Source organism: Bradyrhizobium macuxiense (genome assembly GCF_007993935.1).
GTDB classification, from domain to species: domain Bacteria; phylum Pseudomonadota; class Alphaproteobacteria; order Rhizobiales; family Xanthobacteraceae; genus Bradyrhizobium; species Bradyrhizobium macuxiense_A.
This window is the reverse complement of sequence record NZ_VITY01000001.1, coordinates 825834-843193: the sequence shown is the minus strand read 5'-3', so window position 1 is coordinate 843193 and position 17360 is coordinate 825834. Positions and strand designations below refer to the sequence as shown.

At 64.5% G+C, this 17360-nt stretch carries 18 protein-coding genes; 11 read left to right on the top strand and 7 right to left on the bottom strand.

The genetic code is table 11. The annotated features are described in order from the left end of the window. The first annotated feature begins 103 nt into the window (after nt 1-103). The 5 genes from FBZ93_RS04045 (at nt 104) to FBZ93_RS04025 (ending at nt 4675) form a co-directional block, all read left to right on the top strand. Nucleotides 104-1132, top strand: a complete 1029-nt coding sequence (locus tag FBZ93_RS04045) for a carbon-nitrogen hydrolase family protein (RefSeq protein WP_146984645.1) — start codon at nt 104-106, stop codon at nt 1130-1132. Nucleotides 1133-1480: 348 nt separating this feature from the next. Next, nucleotides 1481-2587, top strand: coding sequence for a cupin domain-containing protein (locus FBZ93_RS04040; protein WP_146984644.1), 1107 nt, complete (start codon nt 1481-1483; stop codon nt 2585-2587). A 44-nt stretch (nt 2588-2631) separates the two neighbouring features. After that, nucleotides 2632-3540, top strand: a complete 909-nt coding sequence (locus tag FBZ93_RS04035) for a fumarylacetoacetate hydrolase family protein (RefSeq protein ID WP_146984643.1) — start codon at nt 2632-2634, stop codon at nt 3538-3540. Beyond that, nucleotides 3540-3971: an acyl-CoA thioesterase gene (locus FBZ93_RS04030; protein WP_146984642.1), complete on the top strand. Its 432-nt coding sequence runs from the start codon at nt 3540-3542 to the stop codon at nt 3969-3971. The genes FBZ93_RS04035 and FBZ93_RS04030 overlap by 1 nt, the downstream gene beginning before the upstream one ends. Then, nucleotides 3968-4675 (top strand): hypothetical protein, encoded by a 708-nt coding sequence (locus FBZ93_RS04025; RefSeq protein ID WP_146984641.1) that lies wholly within the window; start codon nt 3968-3970, stop codon nt 4673-4675. The genes FBZ93_RS04030 and FBZ93_RS04025 overlap by 4 nt, the downstream gene beginning before the upstream one ends. Nucleotides 4676-4806: 131 nt before the next feature. Here FBZ93_RS04025 and FBZ93_RS04020 read toward each other — a convergent pair whose 3' ends face one another. From FBZ93_RS04020 to FBZ93_RS04010, 3 genes are all read right to left on the bottom strand, one after another. Continuing rightward, the gene (locus FBZ93_RS04020; RefSeq protein WP_146984640.1) at nt 4807-5295 is read right to left on the bottom strand and encodes a lipocalin-like domain-containing protein; all 489 of its coding nucleotides are present in this window, start codon (nt 5293-5295) and stop codon (nt 4807-4809) included. A gap of 169 nt (nt 5296-5464) precedes the next feature. After that, nucleotides 5465-6166 (bottom strand): L-2-amino-thiazoline-4-carboxylic acid hydrolase, encoded by a 702-nt coding sequence (locus FBZ93_RS04015; RefSeq protein WP_167528903.1) that lies wholly within the window; start codon nt 6164-6166, stop codon nt 5465-5467. A gap of 47 nt (nt 6167-6213) precedes the next feature. After that, entirely contained in the window at nt 6214-6606 is a 393-nt protein-coding gene (locus FBZ93_RS04010) for a RidA family protein (RefSeq protein WP_146984638.1), read from the bottom strand. 127 nt (nt 6607-6733) lie between these two features. Here FBZ93_RS04010 and FBZ93_RS04005 point away from each other — a divergent pair, with 127 nt between their 5' ends. Then, nucleotides 6734-7348, top strand: a complete 615-nt coding sequence (locus tag FBZ93_RS04005) for a LysR family transcriptional regulator (protein ID WP_146984746.1) — start codon at nt 6734-6736, stop codon at nt 7346-7348. 129 nt (nt 7349-7477) lie between these two features. Here FBZ93_RS04005 and FBZ93_RS04000 read toward each other — a convergent pair whose 3' ends face one another. The 4 genes from FBZ93_RS04000 to FBZ93_RS03985 are packed head-to-tail and all read right to left on the bottom strand — an operon-like array spanning nt 7478 to nt 12190. Next, a complete protein-coding gene (locus FBZ93_RS04000) occupies nt 7478-8191 on the bottom strand; it encodes an ABC transporter ATP-binding protein (protein WP_146984637.1) in 714 nt (237 codons plus the stop codon). After that, nucleotides 8188-9957: a branched-chain amino acid ABC transporter ATP-binding protein/permease gene (locus FBZ93_RS03995; RefSeq protein ID WP_146984636.1), complete on the bottom strand. Its 1770-nt coding sequence runs from the start codon at nt 9955-9957 to the stop codon at nt 8188-8190. The genes FBZ93_RS04000 and FBZ93_RS03995 overlap by 4 nt, the downstream gene beginning before the upstream one ends. After that, nucleotides 9954-10997 (bottom strand): branched-chain amino acid ABC transporter permease, encoded by a 1044-nt coding sequence (locus FBZ93_RS03990; RefSeq protein WP_146984635.1) that lies wholly within the window; start codon nt 10995-10997, stop codon nt 9954-9956. Before FBZ93_RS03990 ends, FBZ93_RS03995 begins: the two co-directional genes overlap by 4 nt. Nucleotides 10998-11038: 41 nt before the next feature. Then, complete coding sequence (locus tag FBZ93_RS03985) at nt 11039-12190, bottom strand: ABC transporter substrate-binding protein (RefSeq protein ID WP_146984634.1); 1152 nt, start codon at nt 12188-12190, stop codon at nt 11039-11041. Nucleotides 12191-12818: 628 nt separating this feature from the next. Here FBZ93_RS03985 and FBZ93_RS03980 point away from each other — a divergent pair. The 5 genes from FBZ93_RS03980 to FBZ93_RS03960 are packed head-to-tail and all read left to right on the top strand — an operon-like array spanning nt 12819 to nt 17321. Then, on the top strand, nt 12819-13601 hold the full coding sequence (locus FBZ93_RS03980; RefSeq protein ID WP_167528902.1) for an aspartate/glutamate racemase family protein: 783 nt from the start codon (nt 12819-12821) through the stop codon (nt 13599-13601). A 33-nt stretch (nt 13602-13634) separates the two neighbouring features. After that, a complete protein-coding gene (locus FBZ93_RS03975) occupies nt 13635-14063 on the top strand; it encodes an organic hydroperoxide resistance protein (protein WP_146984632.1) in 429 nt (142 codons plus the stop codon). 24 nt (nt 14064-14087) lie between these two features. Next, on the top strand, nt 14088-15266 hold the full coding sequence (locus FBZ93_RS03970; RefSeq protein WP_146984631.1) for a thiolase family protein: 1179 nt from the start codon (nt 14088-14090) through the stop codon (nt 15264-15266). Beyond that, a complete protein-coding gene (locus FBZ93_RS03965; protein ID WP_146984630.1) occupies nt 15263-16504 on the top strand; it encodes an SDR family NAD(P)-dependent oxidoreductase in 1242 nt (413 codons plus the stop codon). The genes FBZ93_RS03970 and FBZ93_RS03965 overlap by 4 nt, the downstream gene beginning before the upstream one ends. Nucleotides 16505-16538: 34 nt before the next feature. Then, on the top strand, nt 16539-17321 hold the full coding sequence (locus FBZ93_RS03960) for a cyclase family protein (RefSeq protein WP_167528901.1): 783 nt from the start codon (nt 16539-16541) through the stop codon (nt 17319-17321). Nucleotides 17322-17360 lie beyond the last annotated feature (39 nt).

The following is a 17360-nucleotide window of genomic DNA, read 5'->3' as shown; positions in this document are numbered from 1 at the left end:
GCATACGTTTACATGTAAAGTAAGTCAACGCCGCGAGTGCCGTCAGACTTTGCAGATGGTCTGCTCCGGACGGCGATCATGAGCCAGCGACAGGGTAGGGCCAATGCTGAAGCTGCCGCGCTTTAGAGCCGCCGCCGTCCAGGCTTCACCTGTATATCTCAATGCCAGCGCCACCGCCGACAAGGCCGCCTCACTGGTGCGTGAGGCCGCGGCGAACGGCGCGCGGCTGGTCGCATTCCCCGAAGTATTCGTGCCCGGCTATCCCTATTGGAACTGGATCACCGATCCCGTCACCGGAAGCGCCTGGTTCGAGAAGCTGGTCAAGGCATCGGTGCTGGTGCCGGGCCCCGAGATCGACATCGTCCGCAAGGCTGCGCGCGATACCGCCTGCTATGTCGTGCTTGGCGTCAACGAGCGCAGCCCGGTGTCGCTCGGCGCCATCTACAACACGCTGGTCTTCATCGGCCCGGACGGAACGCTGCTCGGCAAGCACCGCAAGCTGGCGCCGACCTGGGCAGAGAAGCTGACCTGGACCGGCGGCGACGGATCGAGCCTGCGCGTCTACGAGACCGAGATCGGGCGCCTCGGCGGGCTCGCATGCGGCGAGAACACCAACACGCTGGCGCGCTTTGCGCTGCTCGGGCAGGGCGAGCTGGTTCACGTCGCGAGCTACATCTCGCTCCCCGTCGCGCCGCCGGACTACGACATGGCGGAGGCGATCAAGCTGCGCGCCATCGCCCATTCCTTCGAGGGAAAGATCTTCACGATCGTGTCCTGCTCGACCGTGTCGGAGGAGATCATCGCGGCGATGCAGACCGTCGTTCCCGACGCGCGAGCGCGCTTGCAGCGCAAGTCGAGCGCATTCTCCGGCGTGATCGGGCCGGACGGCCGTCTGGTCGGCGAGTCGCTGATCGACGATGAAGGCATCGTCTATGCCGACATCGACCTCGAGCGCTGCATCCAGCCGAAGCAGATGCACGACATCGTCGGGCACTACAACCGGTTCGACATCTTCGATTTGCGGGTCAATCGCCGTCCGCAGGCACCGCTCGGCCTTGCGGAAGGCGAGCGCTTCGTAGCGGAGGCCGTGGAGCAGCCTAACTTCGCATCAATTCCCGGCAGGACGGAGTGATCGCACGTGTCGATCCAAAGACGCCACGAAGCGCGAACTCTCCTCAGCGTCGTCCTGGCGAAAGCCAGGACCCATTACCCCGAACGGTCATCGTCGAGCGATCCGGGGCCACGATCCCTTTCACAGCGAATGCGGTGGTTATGGGTCCTGGCTTTCGCCAGGACGACAGTGGTGAATGCGGCGAAGCCGGCGAGCATCGCATCAATTCCCGGTAGGGCGGAATGATGGCACGCCACGAAGCGCGAACTCTCCTCAGCGTCGTCCTGGCTTTCGCCAGGACGACGATTGTGGATGTGGCGACAGAACTGCATGAGACAGGACGTCACGAGATAAGACTTGGAGGACAGCATGGGCGAGAACATCATCGGCCGGGCCAATGTCGAGGATACTCCGGAGCTCAAGGCCTATTACAAGGACCTCGAGAAGTTCGAGGCCGGCGCGCTGTGGACCGTCGCCAACAAGATCGAGCCGTGGCAGCCGCAGTCGGCGTCCGTTCCCGTTCTCTGGCGCTACAGCGATCTGCGTGAGCACGTGCTGCGCTCGGTCGAGCTGGTCTCGCCGGAGAAGGCGGGACGGCGGGTGATCTACCTCAACAATCCCGGCCGCCGCGACGTGTCGGCCGCGGTCGGCTGGCTCTATTCGGGCCTGCAGGTCATGCACCCCGGCGAAGTGGCCTCCGCCCACGCGCACTCGGCATCGGCCCTGCGCTTCATCATGGAAGGAGCGGGCGCCTACACCGTCGTCGATGGCCACAAGATGACGCTCGGCGCGCGGGATTTCGTGCTGACGCCGAACGGCACCTGGCATGAACATGGCGTCGAGCCGAACGGCTCGGTCTGCATCTGGCAGGACGGCCTCGACATTCCGCTCGTCAATGCGCTGGAGGCCAATTTCTTCGTCGTGCACCCCAAGATCCGGCAGGAGGTGTCCGGCTATCCCGTCGACGACATGACCAAGACCTGGGGCAATCCCGGCCTTCGGCCGGCGGACTCGCGATGGTCGAACGGCTATTCGCCGATGTTCAAATATGAGTGGGAGCCGACCTACGAGTCGTTGCTGAAATATGCCGCCGCGACTGACGGATCGCCCTATGACGGCATCCTCATGAACTACGTCAATCCGATCACCGGCGGCCATGTGATGCAGACCATCGGCGCCAGCATGCAGATGCTGCGGCCGGGCGAGAAGACCAGGTCGCACCGGCACACCGGTAGCTTCGTCTATCAGGTCGCCAAGGGGCAGGGCTATTCCGTGATCGGCGGCAAGCGGTTCGAGTGGCAGGAGCGCGACATTTTCTGCGTCCCGTCTTGGGCCTGGCATGAGCACGGCAATGCGTCCGAAAATGAGGACGCCTGCCTGTTCTGCTTCAACGATCTGCCCGTCATCGAGGGGCTCGGCTTCTACCGGGAAGAGGCCTATGGCGACAATGCGGGCCATCAGCCCGTAGCCGCCTGACATTGCCCCGCAGAACTCAACCCGAATAACCGGATCAAGCTTTCATGCGTCTCGTCACCTACACCTTGGGCTCCAGCGGCGCCCGCCTTGGGGTCGTCGTCAACGGATTGGTCGTCGATGTCGAGCGCCTCGGCGCGTCGCGCGGCATTGCCTGGCCGGGCGATATGCTGTCCTTCATCGATAACGCCGTCACGCTGCTGCCGGCGTTGAGGCAGTGCCTGGACAGCGCCAACGGGAGCCTGCCGGCCGGCGCCGCCGTTCCGATCGAGGATGTCAAGCTGCAGGCTCCGATCCCGCGCCCGCGCAAGAACATCTTCGGCATCGGGTTGAACTACCGTGCGCATGTCGCGGAGTCCGCCAAGAGCCTCGACACCGACAAGGATCTGCCGAAACAGCCGGTCGTATTCTCCAAGCCGCCGACCGCCGTGATCGGGCCGGGCGCGGCAATTCAGCACAATGCCGGCATGACCCAGCAGCTCGATTGGGAGGTCGAGCTCGCCGTCATCATCGGCAAGACCGCAAGCCGCATCCCGGTCGCGAAGGCGATGGATCACGTCTTCGGCTATTCCGTGATGATCGACATTTCGGCGCGCGACAATCGCCGCGCCGGGCAGTGGATATTCTCCAAGGGCATGGATACCTACGCGCCGTTCGGCCCCTGCATCGTGACCGCGGACGAGATTCCCGATCCGCATGATCTCAGGCTCTGGCTGACCAAGAACGGCGTCATGAAGCAGGACTCCAACACCAAATACATGATCTTCGACATTCCGGCGCTGATCGCCGACATCTCGTCCGGCATGACACTCGAACCGGGCGACATCATCGCGACCGGAACGCCGGAAGGCGTCGGCGCCGGCATGAGCCCGCAGGAATGGCTGTGGCCCGGCGACGTGGTCGAGGCCGGCGTCGATGGCGTCGGCGTCATCCGCCATCCGGTTGTCGCGATCTGATGACGTCGTTCTCGTTCGATCGCGAGCTGAGGTTCGGCGATTGCGATCCGTCGGGGATCGCCTATTTTCCGTCCTACCTGAATATCCTCAACGGCGTGGTCGAGGAGTTCTGGGCGTCGATCGGCTTTCCGTGGCCGGAGCTGATCACGATCCGCAAGATCGGGACCCCGACGGTGCATTTGACCTGCGACTTCTCGCGGCCATCGAAGTTCGGCGACGGCCTGATATTCGGCCTGCACATCGTCAAGATCGGCCGCGCGTCGCTCCATCTATCGCACGTGGTCACGGGCGCGGATGGCCTGCGCTGGCGCGCCCGCCAGATCCTCGCCGCGACGTCGCTGGTTGATCACCATGCGATTGCGTGGCCCGATGACGTTCGCGAGGCGCTCATGTCGCACCTGCAGGCCGGCGAGGAGGCGGCGGCATCATGATCTCGCTGTTCATGACGTTCTCCGATCCGACAGGCGAGCGGCGAATTGGCGCGGACGATGTTGCGGCCGCGGCTGCCATGACGGGCGCGATCCCGGGGATGGCCGAAGGCCTGCTGTTCACGCCGCTCGAGCAATCGGTCGATCATCCCTACAAGGCCGACGGGGCCGGGCCGGTGTTTGCGCTCCAGCTGCGTTTTCCGAACCTGTTTGCGTGCGAGGCCGCGATGGATCGCGGCGGCGTGCTCGCAGGTCTTGCGGCAGGTCGCGGACTGCCGAGCCTTGCCGGATTGGAGGTGACGCATCAGGCGATGGTGACGCGCGTCTTTCCGGTCGACGACGCCAGGCACGCGAACGGCACGGTGACGCCGTGCAGCTACCTCGTGCATTATCCCGGGCCGGCCGAGGACATGAATGCCTGGAATTTGCACTACCTGGAGCATCATCCGTCGATCATGCGGACCTTCCCTGATGTCCGCCAGATCGAGATCTACACGCGCATCGATTGGGTCGACCGGCTGCCGTCGCAGCGGGTCGAGTACATGCAGCGCAACAGGCTGATGTTCGACAGCCCGCAGGCGCTTTCGCGCGCGCTGGGCTCCGACGTGATCAAGCGGATGCGCGCCGACTTCGTCCGGTTTCCGCCGTTCGTGGGCGGCAACAAGCATTTTCCGATGCTGACGAGGATGGTGCGGCCCATCGCATGATGGGATCAAAGCTGGTTGCGATCCGCGCTGGACAAGAGACTTATGCGACGTAACGGAAGATGTTCGGGGCATGCACGCGCGGCGCATGCACTCATGGTCGCCCGGCTCGCGAAGGTAGGTTGTTAAAACTTCTATTTCGTTTTTTCGAATACAAGGAGGCTCCTCTGCATCCCCTTATCTGCCCAGTTCGGCATTATTCGCCACGTCGAAGTGACTTGAAGGCGATCCCCGTCTAATTTGAAAAAGCGTGTTTGCTCGGTGCCCACCCATTCTGGGTTCCAAGCAACATCGACCTTCGTAATCCATTTGTCCCCTTCGAGACGGTACATGCCGGTGTAGGCGGCCATGCTGTTTAGCAGATCAGCGCGATCTTCGACCGTTTGTGGTGGCTTGCGCCCCTCTCCAGTCAGGACAAACATTACACGGCCCTCAGCCGTGAAAATTGCGTATCCCGTAGGGGAGCGTCCGAAGACGGGTTCTTTCTGCCCGGTGGCTTGAATTTCAATTTCTTGGGAAACCAGTTTCCAGATGCCGATCACCTTCTCACGGTCATCGGCAAAGCTCGGATACGCCGCAATAAGCCAACCAACGATGGCAACAAGGCATTTTAACGCGGACATAAGAAGTGTCCCTCCAATGCTCTGCCCTTTTTGGTACTCGGTGGGCTGATACTAGCGCAGGAATTGAGCGGCTGAAATGTCAGTTCCGGGTCATTCGCGACTGGGGCGAGCGGGCAGCGAGTCCGGTCACGTCCGCTACGCCGGCGGAAGCGGAAGGCAATTGAGAGCATTAGCGAACATTGTGACGGGGGCGAAGCCGCGAGAATCGGAAATTGCAGTGGCTCGCGCCGCCGGCCAATGTTTGCGTTCTTTCCAGGTGAATGCCTCGCGTCGCATAGGCGTCGAAATCAAGCCCGCAAATGTTCGGCAGGATTTCCTCGTCTCCATGGCGAGCCGCGAATTTGCAAAAGCCGCAAGCCCTGTAGTTGATGCCGAATTCAAACTTGTCACCCGGGCCCGGTTCGACGAAATCGTAGACGAAATCTTCCGGAAACTCCTTCTGATGACTCTCTGTCGCGCTTTCTGTCGCCTGTTCGCGCAGCAAGGCCTGATTCTCAGGCGACATGAATTGACGCCCTGAGGCAAGGCGTTCCGCCTCGGGCTCGGCGAGCAATTGCGCCTTGTAGGTTTCCCGTTCGATTTCGCCGATCATGGAAACCGGCACGCCGTGCCGCCGGAGCACCCGGCTGATTGCCATGAAGCCGGTGAGGCGCATGAAGAAATCGCTCATGCGACTTGCGGCGCCTCCGACATAGGGCATTTGGGTGAGCACGATCTGGAATTCGTCCATCACCTCCTGCCGAACTCGATCAATCTCGGCGAGATGTGCGCGCTCGCGCAACATCGCTTCGGCAAGGTCGAGGCGATGGCGCATGGCAGCCTCCATTGCGCCGCGATGCGACTCGTAAAACGGATGGATGGTCTCAGTCATTGCACACCCGACACGGTTGGATCGTTGCGACGTCGAGGAAGCTGGTTTCATGCGGCGGCGATCGCCTCGATTTCCAGCAACCATTTTTTGTCGACGGTCTCGGCGATCATGACCGTCAGCGCCGGCTGATGCTCGCCGAGCATCTTGCGACGAATGGTGCGGTTGGGCACGACCTGATCCCGATCGGTCAGGAACGTGGTGACCTTGACCAGATGCTCGACGCGAAGACCTGCGGCGGCGAGCACCTCCATGACGTTGCGCCAGGCCTGCTCGCATTGGGCCTCAAAACCCTCGGGCACGGTGCCGTCGGATCTCTCGGGCACCTGGCCGCTGATGAAGAGCAGGCGGCGATGCTGCGTCAATTCAAGTCCCATGCAGTAGCCGCCGGCGGGAGGGTGGACCGTTGCGGGATTGTGGCTGACGATGTGAGCTGGGGGCATGGGCGTCTCCGTATTGCGGCCTGACCGTATCCGGCGGCGCCGCCGCGGCGCAAAGCATGTTTGCTGCGGTTCAGCGCAAGAAAATCTATTGCAAGGCCACGGCCTGTCGGTGTCAAACTCCCGCGCGATGACCTACGCCCTTCCACCTCTCAACGCGCTCCGCGCCTTCGAGGCCGCCGCGCGGCATCTCAGCTTCAAACTGGCCGCGCACGAGCTGCACGTGACGCCTGCCGCCGTGGGGCAGCAGGTGAAAGCGCTGGAGGCGCGTCTCGGCGTGCAGTTGTTCGAGCGGCTGCATAAGCAGCTGATCCTGACTGCGGCCGGGCAGGCCTATTTGCCCGGGGTTTCCGAAGGCTTTCGCCATATCGCGGACGCGACCGCGCAGTTGAAGCCGGCAGGTGCGGTGCTGCTGCAATTGGGGGTGCATGGCAGCTTCGACCTGCGCCGCCTCAAATTGGCGGAGTTTCGCAGCGCGCATCTGGAGATTGGTTTGCAGGTGCTGCAGCCCGCCGGCTTGCACGAGTTGGCCGAGGGCAAAGTCGACCTGCTGATAGCCCGCGGTCTTGGTCACCATCCGGGCCATCGCTGCGACCGGGTCAACGAGGGATCCGGCTTGGGCGATTGGCTGATTGTGCCTGAAGGCACCGCAGATTGTCCGGAGGTCGTCAGCTTCCGCGAATGGCTGCGCGCCGCGCAGGCCGAGAACCCGCTCGCAAACCACCGACCTCGTCTGGTCGGATAGCGGACTTGCGCTGCGATGATGGCAGTACACCCTGATTTGCCCGACGTGTCAAGGTGATTTCGTAAAAAGCGAATTCGCGCTCGGCCCCCGCCGGCTCCTTTGCATGGGGTTGTTTTCGATATTTTGGTGTCAGTGCCCGCCGAGGTAAGCGGTGATCAGCCGGGGATCGTGGATGAGGTCCTTGGCGGGGCCTGATTGGACGACCTCGCCGGTCTCCAGCACGTAGCCGTAATCGGCCGTCTCGAGCGCGGCGCGGGCGTTCTGCTCGACCAGCAGGATCGAGACGCCGAGGTCGCGGAGCGAGGCGATGGTGCGAAAGATCTCGCGCACGATCAGCGGCGCGAGGCCGAGGCTCGGCTCGTCGAGCATCAGCAGCGCGGGCTTTGCCATCAGTGCGCGCCCCAGCGCGAGCATCTGGCGCTCGCCGCCGGACAGCGTGCCGGCGGCCTGGCGTTGCCGTTCCCTGAGCCGGGGAAAGCGATCATAGACCTCGTCCAGCGTCTTCTGGACGCCCGAGCGATCGCGCAGGCTGTAGGAGCCGAGCAGAAGGTTGTCGGCAACCGACATGTCGGAGAACAGCTCGCGCTTCTCCGGAACGAGACAGAGCCTGCGCTCGACGCGGTCCTCGACCGACATTCTCCGGATGTCGCTGCCGCGGAACACCATGCTGCCGCGCGATGCGAGCAGGCCGATGGCCGCCATCAGCAGCGTGGTCTTGCCGGCGCCGTTCGGGCCGATCACGGTGACGATCTGTCCCTCGTCGACTGAGAGCGAGACATTGCGGACGGCCTCGACGTTGTCGTAGCAGACGGTGACGTCGGTCATGGACAACATCTGGCTCACGCGACGCCCCCGAGATAGGCCTCTTGCACCCGCTCGTCGCTGCGGATTGCGCTCGGGACGCCCTCGCAGAGCTTGGAGCCGAAGTCGAGCACCACGATGCGGTCGACCAGCGACATCACGAACTCCATGTCGTGCTCGACGATCAGGATGGTCAGGTGATCCGCCCGCAGCGAGCGGAGCAGCTCCGCCAGTCGCAGCTTCTCCTGGCGGCGCAGGCCGGCCGCCGGCTCGTCCAGCACCAGCAGCGCCGGATCGGCGGCGAGTGCGCGCGCGATCTCCAGGATGCGCTGGTTGCCGAGCGGAAGGTTACCCGCGAGCTCGAACGGCTTGTCGCCGAGCCCGACGCGCTCGAGCTGCATCAGCGCCTCGTGGCGGGCGCTGGCTTCCTCGCGCCGATTGAGGCGAAACGCGCCGGCGAACAGGCCGCTGCTGGTTCGGCTGTAGGTGCCGAGCATGACGTTCTCGAGCAGGCTCATGCGCGGCCGCAGCTTGACATGCTGGAACGTCCTGGCGACGCCGGCCTTGGCGATGCGGGATTGCGGATCGCGCACGATCGAGCGTCCGGCGAAGACGATGTCGCCCTTGCTGACCCGGAGCGCGCCGGTCAGGCAGTTGAACATCGTGCTCTTGCCGGCGCCGTTCGGACCGATCACGGCAAGGATTTCGCCCGATCTCACCTCGAAGCTGACATTGTTGACCGCGACGAGGCCGCCGAAGCGGCGCTCGGCCCCATCGACCTTCAGAAGCAGCTCGCCCGGCGTCGGCTGCGGACGGCGCGGCAGCGGCAGCGCAGGCTTTGGCCGCTCGCGCCGGATCTTCGGCAGGTAGCGCGCGATCGAAGGGACGATGCCCCGCCGCGCCCATTGCAGAAACAGGATGAACAGTGCGGAGAAGGCGACGATCTCGAGCTGCCCGGATGCGCCCTTGGCGATCAGCGGCAGATAATCCTGCACGCTGTTCTTCAGCAGGGTGACGATGGCGGCGCCGACCACGCCGCCGAGCAGGCTGCCGGCGCCGCCGACCATCGTCATCATTAGATATTCGATGCCCATGCTGGCATCGAACGGACCCGGGCTGATGAAGCGGCTCATATGCGCGTAAAGCCAGCCGGAGAGCGAGGCGAGGAAGGCCGCGATCACGAATGTCACGAGCTTGATCCGGAAGGCGTTGATGCCGAGGCTTTCGACCAGCGTGTTGCCGCCGCGCAGTGCCCGCATGGCGCGGCCGAGCCGCGAGTCCAAGAGATTGTAGCCGAGCAGGAGCACCAGGGCGACGATGCCCCAGATCAGGTAATAGATCTGTGCACTGGAGACGAGCGCGAAGGAGCCGAGGCTGATCGGCGGGATCGACGAGATGCCGTTGAAGCGGCCGAGCCCGTCGACATTGCCGAACAGGAAGCCGATCGCAAGGCCCCAGGCGACGGTCGAGAGCGACAGGAAGTGGCCTTGCAGGCGCAAGGTCACGACGCCGAGGATGGCTGCGACGCCGCAGGTCAGCACCACTCCGAACAGCAGGCCGAGCCAGGGCGATTGCCCGTTCAGGGTGGAGACCCACGCCGTCGCATAGGCCGCGATGCCGACGAACGCGGCCTGTCCGAACGACACGATGCCGCCCACGCCGGTGAGCAGCGCAAGGCCGATCGCGACGAGCGAATAGATGCCGATATAGTTCATCAGCGTGATGCTGAACGGGCTCAGGACGACGGGTGCGAGTGCGAGGCACGCGAGCGCTGCTGCCGCGGCGAGCTGAACATGAAGGCGCGTCATTCCTCGATCTCCTCCTCGGAATGCAGCGAGGCGAGGGATCGCCAGATCAGGATCGGGATCAGCAGCGAGAACACGATGACGTCCTTCAGCGCGCTGCTCTGGAATGATGCGAAGCTTTCAAGGATGCCGACCCCGACCGCGCCGATCGCGGCGCCGGGATAGCTGGTCATGCCGCCGACGATGGCGCCGACGAACGCCTTGAGGCCGATCAAGAAGCCGGAATCGTAGAACACGGTATTGACCGGCGCGATCAGGATGCCCGATACGCCGGCCATCAGCGAGCCCAGCAGGTAGGCGATGGTGCCGGCTCGCGCCGGCCGGATGCCCATCAGCCGCGAGCCGGTCCGGTTCACCGCGGTGGCGCGCAGCGATTTGCCGACCAGCGTGAAGTCAAAGAACAGATAGAGCAGACCGCTGAAGACGAGCGCGGCGATCACGATCAGCATGGTCTGGCCCGAGATCAGCACGCCGGCGAACTCCGTCGAGAATGACGTCAGCGGCTCGGTCCGGACGCCTTCTGGGCCGAAGAACAGCAGGCCGAGGCCGACCAGCGCGAAATGCAGCGCCACGGAGACCGTCAGCAGCAGCAGCACCGTGCCGTCGGCGATCGGGCGGAACACGATCCGGTCCAGCAGAGGCGCGATCGGCGTGATCAGCATCAGCGCGAGCACGAGCCGGACTGCGAGCGGCGGTTCCATGCGCATGACGAGCCAGGCGATGCCGACCACTGCTAAGGGAATGGCGAGATAGAACAGCAGCGCGCGCGGCAGCAGGCGGATATCGCCGCTGCGAATGAGCGAGATGATCTCGATCAGGGTCGCAAGGCATGCGAGCACCACGACCAGCGCGCCGGTCCCGGGAAAGCGCTTGGCATCGAGCGCCGCAAGGGTCAGCGCGGTGAAGGCGGCGATGTCGCCGAAGGGAATGAAGATGACCCGGGTCACCGTGAAGATGAGCACGGTTCCGATCGCCACCAGCGCGTAGACCGCGCCTGTGGCGATTCCGTCGATCCCAAGAATGGCCGCGATATCGCTCGTCATTGAGACGCCGTTCCCCGTTCTGATCGCCTGCCGTCTTCCGTCTATGGCGCGTACTTCCAGGCGCCGCCGGTCAGTCGGACCACGACCAGTGAGCGCTCGTCGACGCCGGTTACCGCGCCAGGCTTGAAGTTGTAGACGGCATGTACGCCGGGCAGTTCCTTGGTGCTGAGGATGGCGTCGCGCAGCGCGGTGCGGAATTCCGCGGTGCCGGGCTTCGCGGTCTTCAACGCCCGCTCGGCCGCGTTGGCAAAGATCAGCCAGGCATCGAAGGAATAGGCCGAGAACCCGTCGGTGGTCGGAATGTTGTGGGTCTTCTGGTAGACCGCGCGGAAGTCGAGCGCGATTTTCTTGGCAAAGTGCTCGTCCGGAAGCTGTTCGGCCACGATCACGGGGCCGGCGGACACCTGAATGCCCTCGGCCGCCTTGCCGCCCACGGTGACGAAGTCCGGATTGACCAGCGCCACGGTGCCGTAGGTATTGCCCTTGAAGCCGCGCTCGGAAAGCGTGATGAGCGGCAGCGCGCCTTGCGTGCCGGAGCCGCCGATCAGCACCGCGTCGGGACGTGTGGCCATGACCTTGAGTATCTGCGCGGTCACCGAGGTATCGGTGCGGGCATAGCGCTCGTTGGTCTGCACCTTGATGTCGTCGGTCGGCTCGGCGGCCTTGGCCCCGTTATAGACGAGGTCGCCCCACGCGTCGGAGAAGCCGATATAGCCGATGTTCTTCATGCCGTCGCGCTTCATCCGATCCGCGACGATCTTGACCAGCAGCGAAGCCGGCTGCGGCACGGCGACGACCCATTGCTCCGGCGATTCCGGAAGTTTGCCGAGGGGTGAGATCGCGATCATCGGCACCTTCAATTCGCTGGCGACGGCCGCCATGGCAATGGTCGAGGGGGTCGTTGCGGTGCCGATGATGAGGTCGACCTTCTCCTCCTCGACGAGCTTGCGCGCATTGCGCGTCGCGGCCGACGGATCGGAGCCGTCGTCGAGCTGGATCAGGCGGATGGTCTCGCCGTTGATCGTCTTCTTGTATTCATAGGCGGCATTGATGCCGCGCCCATAGGGGATACCGATCGATGCGCCGTTGCCGCTCAGCGAGGTGACGAAGCCGATCGTGATGTCGGCCTGCGCCGCCGGTGCCGCGAAGACGCCGGCGACAAGTGCGAGTAACCCCAGAGTCTTCTGCCGCATTTGCGTTGTCCTCCGTTGATGCTGGGTACGAATGTCTGGAAGCCGGGCGGGAGCCCGAGCCGCGAACGAACCGATTGAAGGCATTGCTGCAGCGCCAGACGCCGGGCGCGGCGAGGGGAAGTTTCGCTCGGCCGGGGCGTCAGCGGCCATGGCGAGGCGTGCCGCTCGAATAGCGGGCGGGGCGACTGCAGCCCGCGGGCATCTGTCGAAGCGAAAGACGACGAATGCCGCCGCCGCGCTGCGCGGCCGGCGATGCTGCTGCCGGCCATTGCGGCCCGACGCTAGTCCACGCGATTGAGTTTCTCAAAATCGGTGCCCTGCAACATCATCGTCATTGCCACCGGCAGCGGCCGGTGGTCGATTACTTAAAGCCTAAAGTATTATCCGTGGCGCCGTCAACACGTGTCACGGGGCTGTCAGAAAAAAATGTTGCTGCATACAATTTCCTCCGCGCGCGCCATTTTCCTCCATTTCTTTGTCCCGAAAATTGGGCCCTCTGGTTGCGATGGAGCAGTCGCCTTGGCGGGCTCCGCCGCGCGCATTTGACGCGTCAATTAGTTTATGGTTGAAATATCTCCGTCGGCACGCCGATGGCCGATGCTCCTGTCACTGTTCGAGGAGAAGGGCGATGCGCATCTTCTGGCAGAGTTTCGTCGATGCGAGCGTGAACGCGCCCTATATGGCGCGGCTGTCGGAGTACCTCAACACGATCGCTGCGCCCGGCACGACGGTTCAGGTGGAGGGCATTTCGCCGCCGGATCGGGAGTTCGGCCGGCTCGCCGAACTGCGCTGCGCGGTTCAGGCCATCGACAACGGCATCGCGGCCGAAGAGAGCGGGTTCGACGCCTTCGTGATGGGCCACTTCCAGGATCCCGGACTTTACGAGCTCCGCTCGACGCTCGACATTCCCGTGATCGGGACCGGCGAGGCGACGTTGCTGGCGGCCTCGCAACTCGGCCGGCGCCTCGGCCTCGTGACGCTCGATCCTGTCTTCGAGGTCTGGCACTACGAGCAGGCCGAACGTTACGGCCTCGGTGATCGCGTCGTCCACGTGACCGGCCTCGGCTGCAAGCCGGAGGATTTCGCACGTGCGTTCGCAGGCGATCAGGCGGCCCATGCCCGGATGATCGAGGATTTTCTGGCCTGCGCCCTCCCGCTGGTGGAGCGCGGAGCCGACGTGGTGATCCCCGCCGGCGTGCTGCCGGGCCTCTTGATCGGGCGGGAGCATGGCCTGAAGGTCGGCCACGCGCCGGTCGTGAACTGCGCGGCGGTGGCATTGAAGAGCGCCGAGATGTGGGTGCAGCTCAGGAAGCTCAATGGCACCGAGCCGAGCCGCGGGCCGAGCTTCAAACGCGCCAGCGCGCTCGCCCGCGACGATTTCCGGGCGATGCTCGCGCGCAACAAGCGTTAACGCGAACAGCCGAGCAGTTTTGGAGAGCCACACATGATGCGACCCGAGAAGATCCTCTACGAGACCGAGGTGACCGCTATGGGGGGCCGCGACGGCAAGGCCGCAAGTGCCGACGGCCTGCTGTCGGTGTCGCTGTCGGTGCCGAAATCGCTGGGCGGACCCGGTGGCGAGGGAACCAACCCGGAGCAGCTCTTTGCGGCCGGCTATGCCGCGTGCTTTCTTGGCGCGGTCAAGCTCGTGGCGCGCTCCAGGAAGATCGCGCCCGCTGCCGAGCCGTCGGTCATCGCGAAGGTTGCGATGGGACCGGTCCCTGTCGGTTATGCGCTCGCGGTCGAACTGAAGGTCAGCCTGCCCGGCGTCGAGAAGGCGGTGGCGGAGGAGATCGTCGCGGGCGCGCACGAGCGCTGCCCCTATTCGAATGCGACGCGTGGCAATATCGACGTGAAGCTGACGGTGATCTGAGGCGGCAGGCAAGGCAGGCGGCTGGTGAAAAATTCGCTGCGCACACCGTATGACGGCATCGTGATGGCGGCTCCCGTCACGATCCCCTATGCGCGCTACTCCATCGAGAGCGCGCAATGGTGGATTGGTCGCGCGCTGAGCGCGCTGGTCGCGAAGGCCGGCATCAAGGCCTCCGACATCGACGGCCTGTGCGTTTCCAGCTTCACCATGGGGACTGACAGCGGGATTGGACTGACGCAGCATTTCGGGCTGTGCGTCAGGTGGCTGGACACGATTCCGCTCGGCGGCGCCAGTGCCATTGCGGCGTTGCGGAAGGCAGCGCGCGCGGTGCAGGCACGCGATGCCGATATCGTGGCCTGCGTGGCCGGCGATACCAACCACGTCGATTCCTTCCGCCTGACGCTCGAGAATTTCTCGCGCTTCAACCAGGACGCGGTCTATCCCTACGGTGCAGGCGGCGCCAATGCGAGCTTCGCGCTGATCGCGCGCAACTATATGCGGACGTATGGCGTCACGCGGGAGGACGTCGGCAGGATCGCGGTCGCCCAGCGCGCCAACGCGCTGCGTAACCCGCATGCACTGATGAAGACGCCGCTGACGATCGAGCAGTATCTGGCGGCCCGTCCGATTTCCGATCCCATTCATCTGTTCGATTGCGTGATGCCGTGCGCCGGGGCCGAGGCTTTCCTCGTGATGCGGGACGAGACCGCTGCATCGCTCGGCTTGCCGGCCGCGCGATTGCTGTCGACGATCGAACGGCACAATGCTTTCGCCGACGATCCGATGCAGGTGCGCGGCGGCTGGGCGATGGATGTCGGCGAGCTCTACGCGATGGCCGGCGTGAAGCCCGACGATCTCGATGTCGTCCAGACCTATGACGACTATCCGGTCATCACGATGATGCAGTTCGAGGATCTCGGCTTCTGCAACAAGGGCGAGGGCGCAGCCTTCGTTCGTCAGCACGATCTGACGATTGAGGGCGACTTCCCGCACAACACCTCGGGCGGCCAGCTCTCCGCTGGGCAGCCCGGCGCCGCCGGCGCCTATCTCGGGCTGGTTGAAGGCTTGCGGCAGGTCCTGGGAGAAGCTGGTCCGACGCAGGTCAAGGATGCAAAGCTCGCTCTCGCCTCCGGCTTCGGTATGATCAACTATGACCGCGGCCTGGCCTCCGGTGCCGCGATCTTTGCAGGGCCTGCGCGATGATCGATCCGATTGAGCCACCCCGGCGCAAGAACCCGCTGCTGCGGACGCGGCTTCCGGCGTCGCCGCCGCGACCGCGCAGCCGGACATCGCACGGCTTCACGCGCGCCGCCGCCGAAGGTCGCTTCATGCTGCAACGCTGTGAGGCCTGCGGCACTTTCGCCTATCCGGCGCGCGAGGCGTGCCCGGCCTGTCTGTCGGCCGGTCTTGTTTTCGTCGATGCACCGCGCCGCGGCGCGCTGCTGGCCGAAACCACGGCGCGGGTGCCGAGCGATGTTTATTTCCGCGAGCGGGCGCCCTGGCGCATCGGTCTCGTCAGGATGGACTGCGGTCCGACGATGGTGGCGCATCTGCATGCCGACTGTGTCGAGGGCGCGCCCGTCATCATGTCGTTTCAGCTCGACAAGAGCGGTCAGGCAGTGGCCTTTGCCCGACCCGAGGGGGAGACTCCCAACATGGCAGACGACAGGCAGTGGCGGGAAATGACGGCCGATCCGAAATTCCGCCGTGTGCTCGTGACCAACGGCCGCAGCATGATCGGCCAGGAGGCTGTTGCGGCGCTGAAGGCCGCGGGCGCGAAGATGGTGTTCGTCGGTGTTTCCGAACCGTGGCGGCCGTTCGCCGGCGAGCAGCTGTTGCGCGGACAGGCGGGGATCGAGATCGTGACGCTCGATGCGGCCGACGAAAAGTCGGCGACTGACCTCGCGGCTGACATCGGCGGCAAGGTCGATATCCTCGTCAACACGACGGAATATGTGCGGCCCGGCGGGCTGCTCGACCGCAAGGGCACGAGCATCGCGCGCGACGAGGTCGATCAGGCCTATCTCGGCTTCATCAACCTTGCGCAGACCTTCGGTCCCGCGATGCGGATGCGGGGGGCTGATGGCATCAACAGCAGCGCCGCCTGGGTCAATATCCTGTCGGTCTATGCGCTGGCGAACTGGCCCGCTTTCGGCGCCTACTCGGCGTCGCAAGCCGCCTGCCTGTCGCTGTCGCATTGTCTTCGCGCAGAGCTTCGGCCCGGCGGCGTCAAGGTGATGAACCTGTTCACGGGGCCGGTCGACACCGAGTGGTTCCAGACCGTGCCGCCGCCCAAGGTCGCGCCGCGTGCTGTTGCGCAGGCGATCGTGTCCGGGCTCAAGGGCGGGCTCGAGGAGATCTATGTCGGGGACGTTGCCGCGGAAATCAAGCAGCGTCTTGCGGCGAATCCAAAGGCGCTCGAGCGCGAGCTCGACAAATAAGATCAGGATTTCAAACAAGCGGGAGGACGTAACGATGCAAGGCAAGAATCTCCTGGAGCTGGCTGGTGCGATTTCGTCCGGCGCGGTGCGCGTCGTCGATCTGACCTTCACGCTCAGTCCGGATTTTCCGGTCATCGTGCTGCCGCCGGAGTTTGGCCAGGCAGCGCCGGTCCGGATCCAGGAGATATCGCGCTACGACGGTCGCGGTCCGGCCTGGTACTGGAACAATGTGACGTTCGGCGAGCATACCGGCACGCATTTCGACGCGCCGATTCACTGGTTCACCGGCAAGGACCTGCCGAACAATTCGGTCGACACGATGCCGGCCAAGGACATGATCGCGCCGGCCTGCGTCATCGACTGCTCGGCGGGAGCGGCGCAGGATCCGGATTTCGTGCTCACGGTCCCGCTCGTCGAGGCCTGGGAGGCGAAGCACGGACGGATTCCCGAACGGCATTGGGTGCTGTTGCGCACCGACTGGTCCAAGAAGGGCTGGCGCGACTATGCCAATCTCAGGGCTGACGGCGCACACACGCCGGGCCCGAATCCGGCCGTGATGAAATGGCTGGTCGAGGAGCGCGGCATCATCGGCTTCGGCACCGAGACGATCGGCACCGACGCCGGGCAGGCCGGCCATTTTGAGCCGCCTTATCCCGCGCATCACTTCCTGCATGGCGCCGGCCGCTATGGCCTGCAGTGTCTTTGCAACCTCGATCAGCTTCCTGCCACCGGCGCCGTCATCGTGGCTTCGCCCCTGAAGATCCAGAACGGCTCCGGCAGCCCGCTGCGCGTGATCGCGTTGGTTTCGGCGAACTAAGCGAGCGGATGGCGCTTGCCCGACAGAAGAAACGCAAAT

Bases quoted from the DNA above. Each gene is read 5' to 3' on its own strand.
- FBZ93_RS04045 (WP_146984645.1), top strand. From the start codon at position 104: ATGCTGAAGCTGCCGCGCTTTAGAGCCGCCGCCGTCCAGGCTTCACCT.
- FBZ93_RS04040 (WP_146984644.1), top strand. From the start codon at position 1,481: ATGGGCGAGAACATCATCGGCCGGGCCAATGTCGAGGATACTCCGGAG.
- FBZ93_RS04035 (WP_146984643.1), top strand. From the start codon at position 2,632: ATGCGTCTCGTCACCTACACCTTGGGCTCCAGCGGCGCCCGCCTTGGG.
- FBZ93_RS04030 (WP_146984642.1), top strand. From the start codon at position 3,540: ATGACGTCGTTCTCGTTCGATCGCGAGCTGAGGTTCGGCGATTGCGAT.
- FBZ93_RS04025 (WP_146984641.1), top strand. From the start codon at position 3,968: ATGATCTCGCTGTTCATGACGTTCTCCGATCCGACAGGCGAGCGGCGA.
- FBZ93_RS04020 (WP_146984640.1), bottom strand. From the start codon at position 5,295: ATGTCCGCGTTAAAATGCCTTGTTGCCATCGTTGGTTGGCTTATTGCG.
- FBZ93_RS04015 (WP_167528903.1), bottom strand. From the start codon at position 6,166: ATGACTGAGACCATCCATCCGTTTTACGAGTCGCATCGCGGCGCAATG.
- FBZ93_RS04010 (WP_146984638.1), bottom strand. From the start codon at position 6,606: ATGCCCCCAGCTCACATCGTCAGCCACAATCCCGCAACGGTCCACCCT.
- FBZ93_RS04005 (WP_146984746.1), top strand. From the start codon at position 6,734: ATGACCTACGCCCTTCCACCTCTCAACGCGCTCCGCGCCTTCGAGGCC.
- FBZ93_RS03995 (WP_146984636.1), bottom strand. From the start codon at position 9,957: ATGACGCGCCTTCATGTTCAGCTCGCCGCGGCAGCAGCGCTCGCGTGC.
- FBZ93_RS03990 (WP_146984635.1), bottom strand. From the start codon at position 10,997: ATGACGAGCGATATCGCGGCCATTCTTGGGATCGACGGAATCGCCACA.
- FBZ93_RS03985 (WP_146984634.1), bottom strand. From the start codon at position 12,190: ATGCGGCAGAAGACTCTGGGGTTACTCGCACTTGTCGCCGGCGTCTTC.
- FBZ93_RS03980 (WP_167528902.1), top strand. From the start codon at position 12,819: ATGCGCATCTTCTGGCAGAGTTTCGTCGATGCGAGCGTGAACGCGCCC.
- FBZ93_RS03975 (WP_146984632.1), top strand. From the start codon at position 13,635: ATGATGCGACCCGAGAAGATCCTCTACGAGACCGAGGTGACCGCTATG.
- FBZ93_RS03965 (WP_146984630.1), top strand. From the start codon at position 15,263: ATGATCGATCCGATTGAGCCACCCCGGCGCAAGAACCCGCTGCTGCGG.
- FBZ93_RS03960 (WP_167528901.1), top strand. From the start codon at position 16,539: ATGCAAGGCAAGAATCTCCTGGAGCTGGCTGGTGCGATTTCGTCCGGC.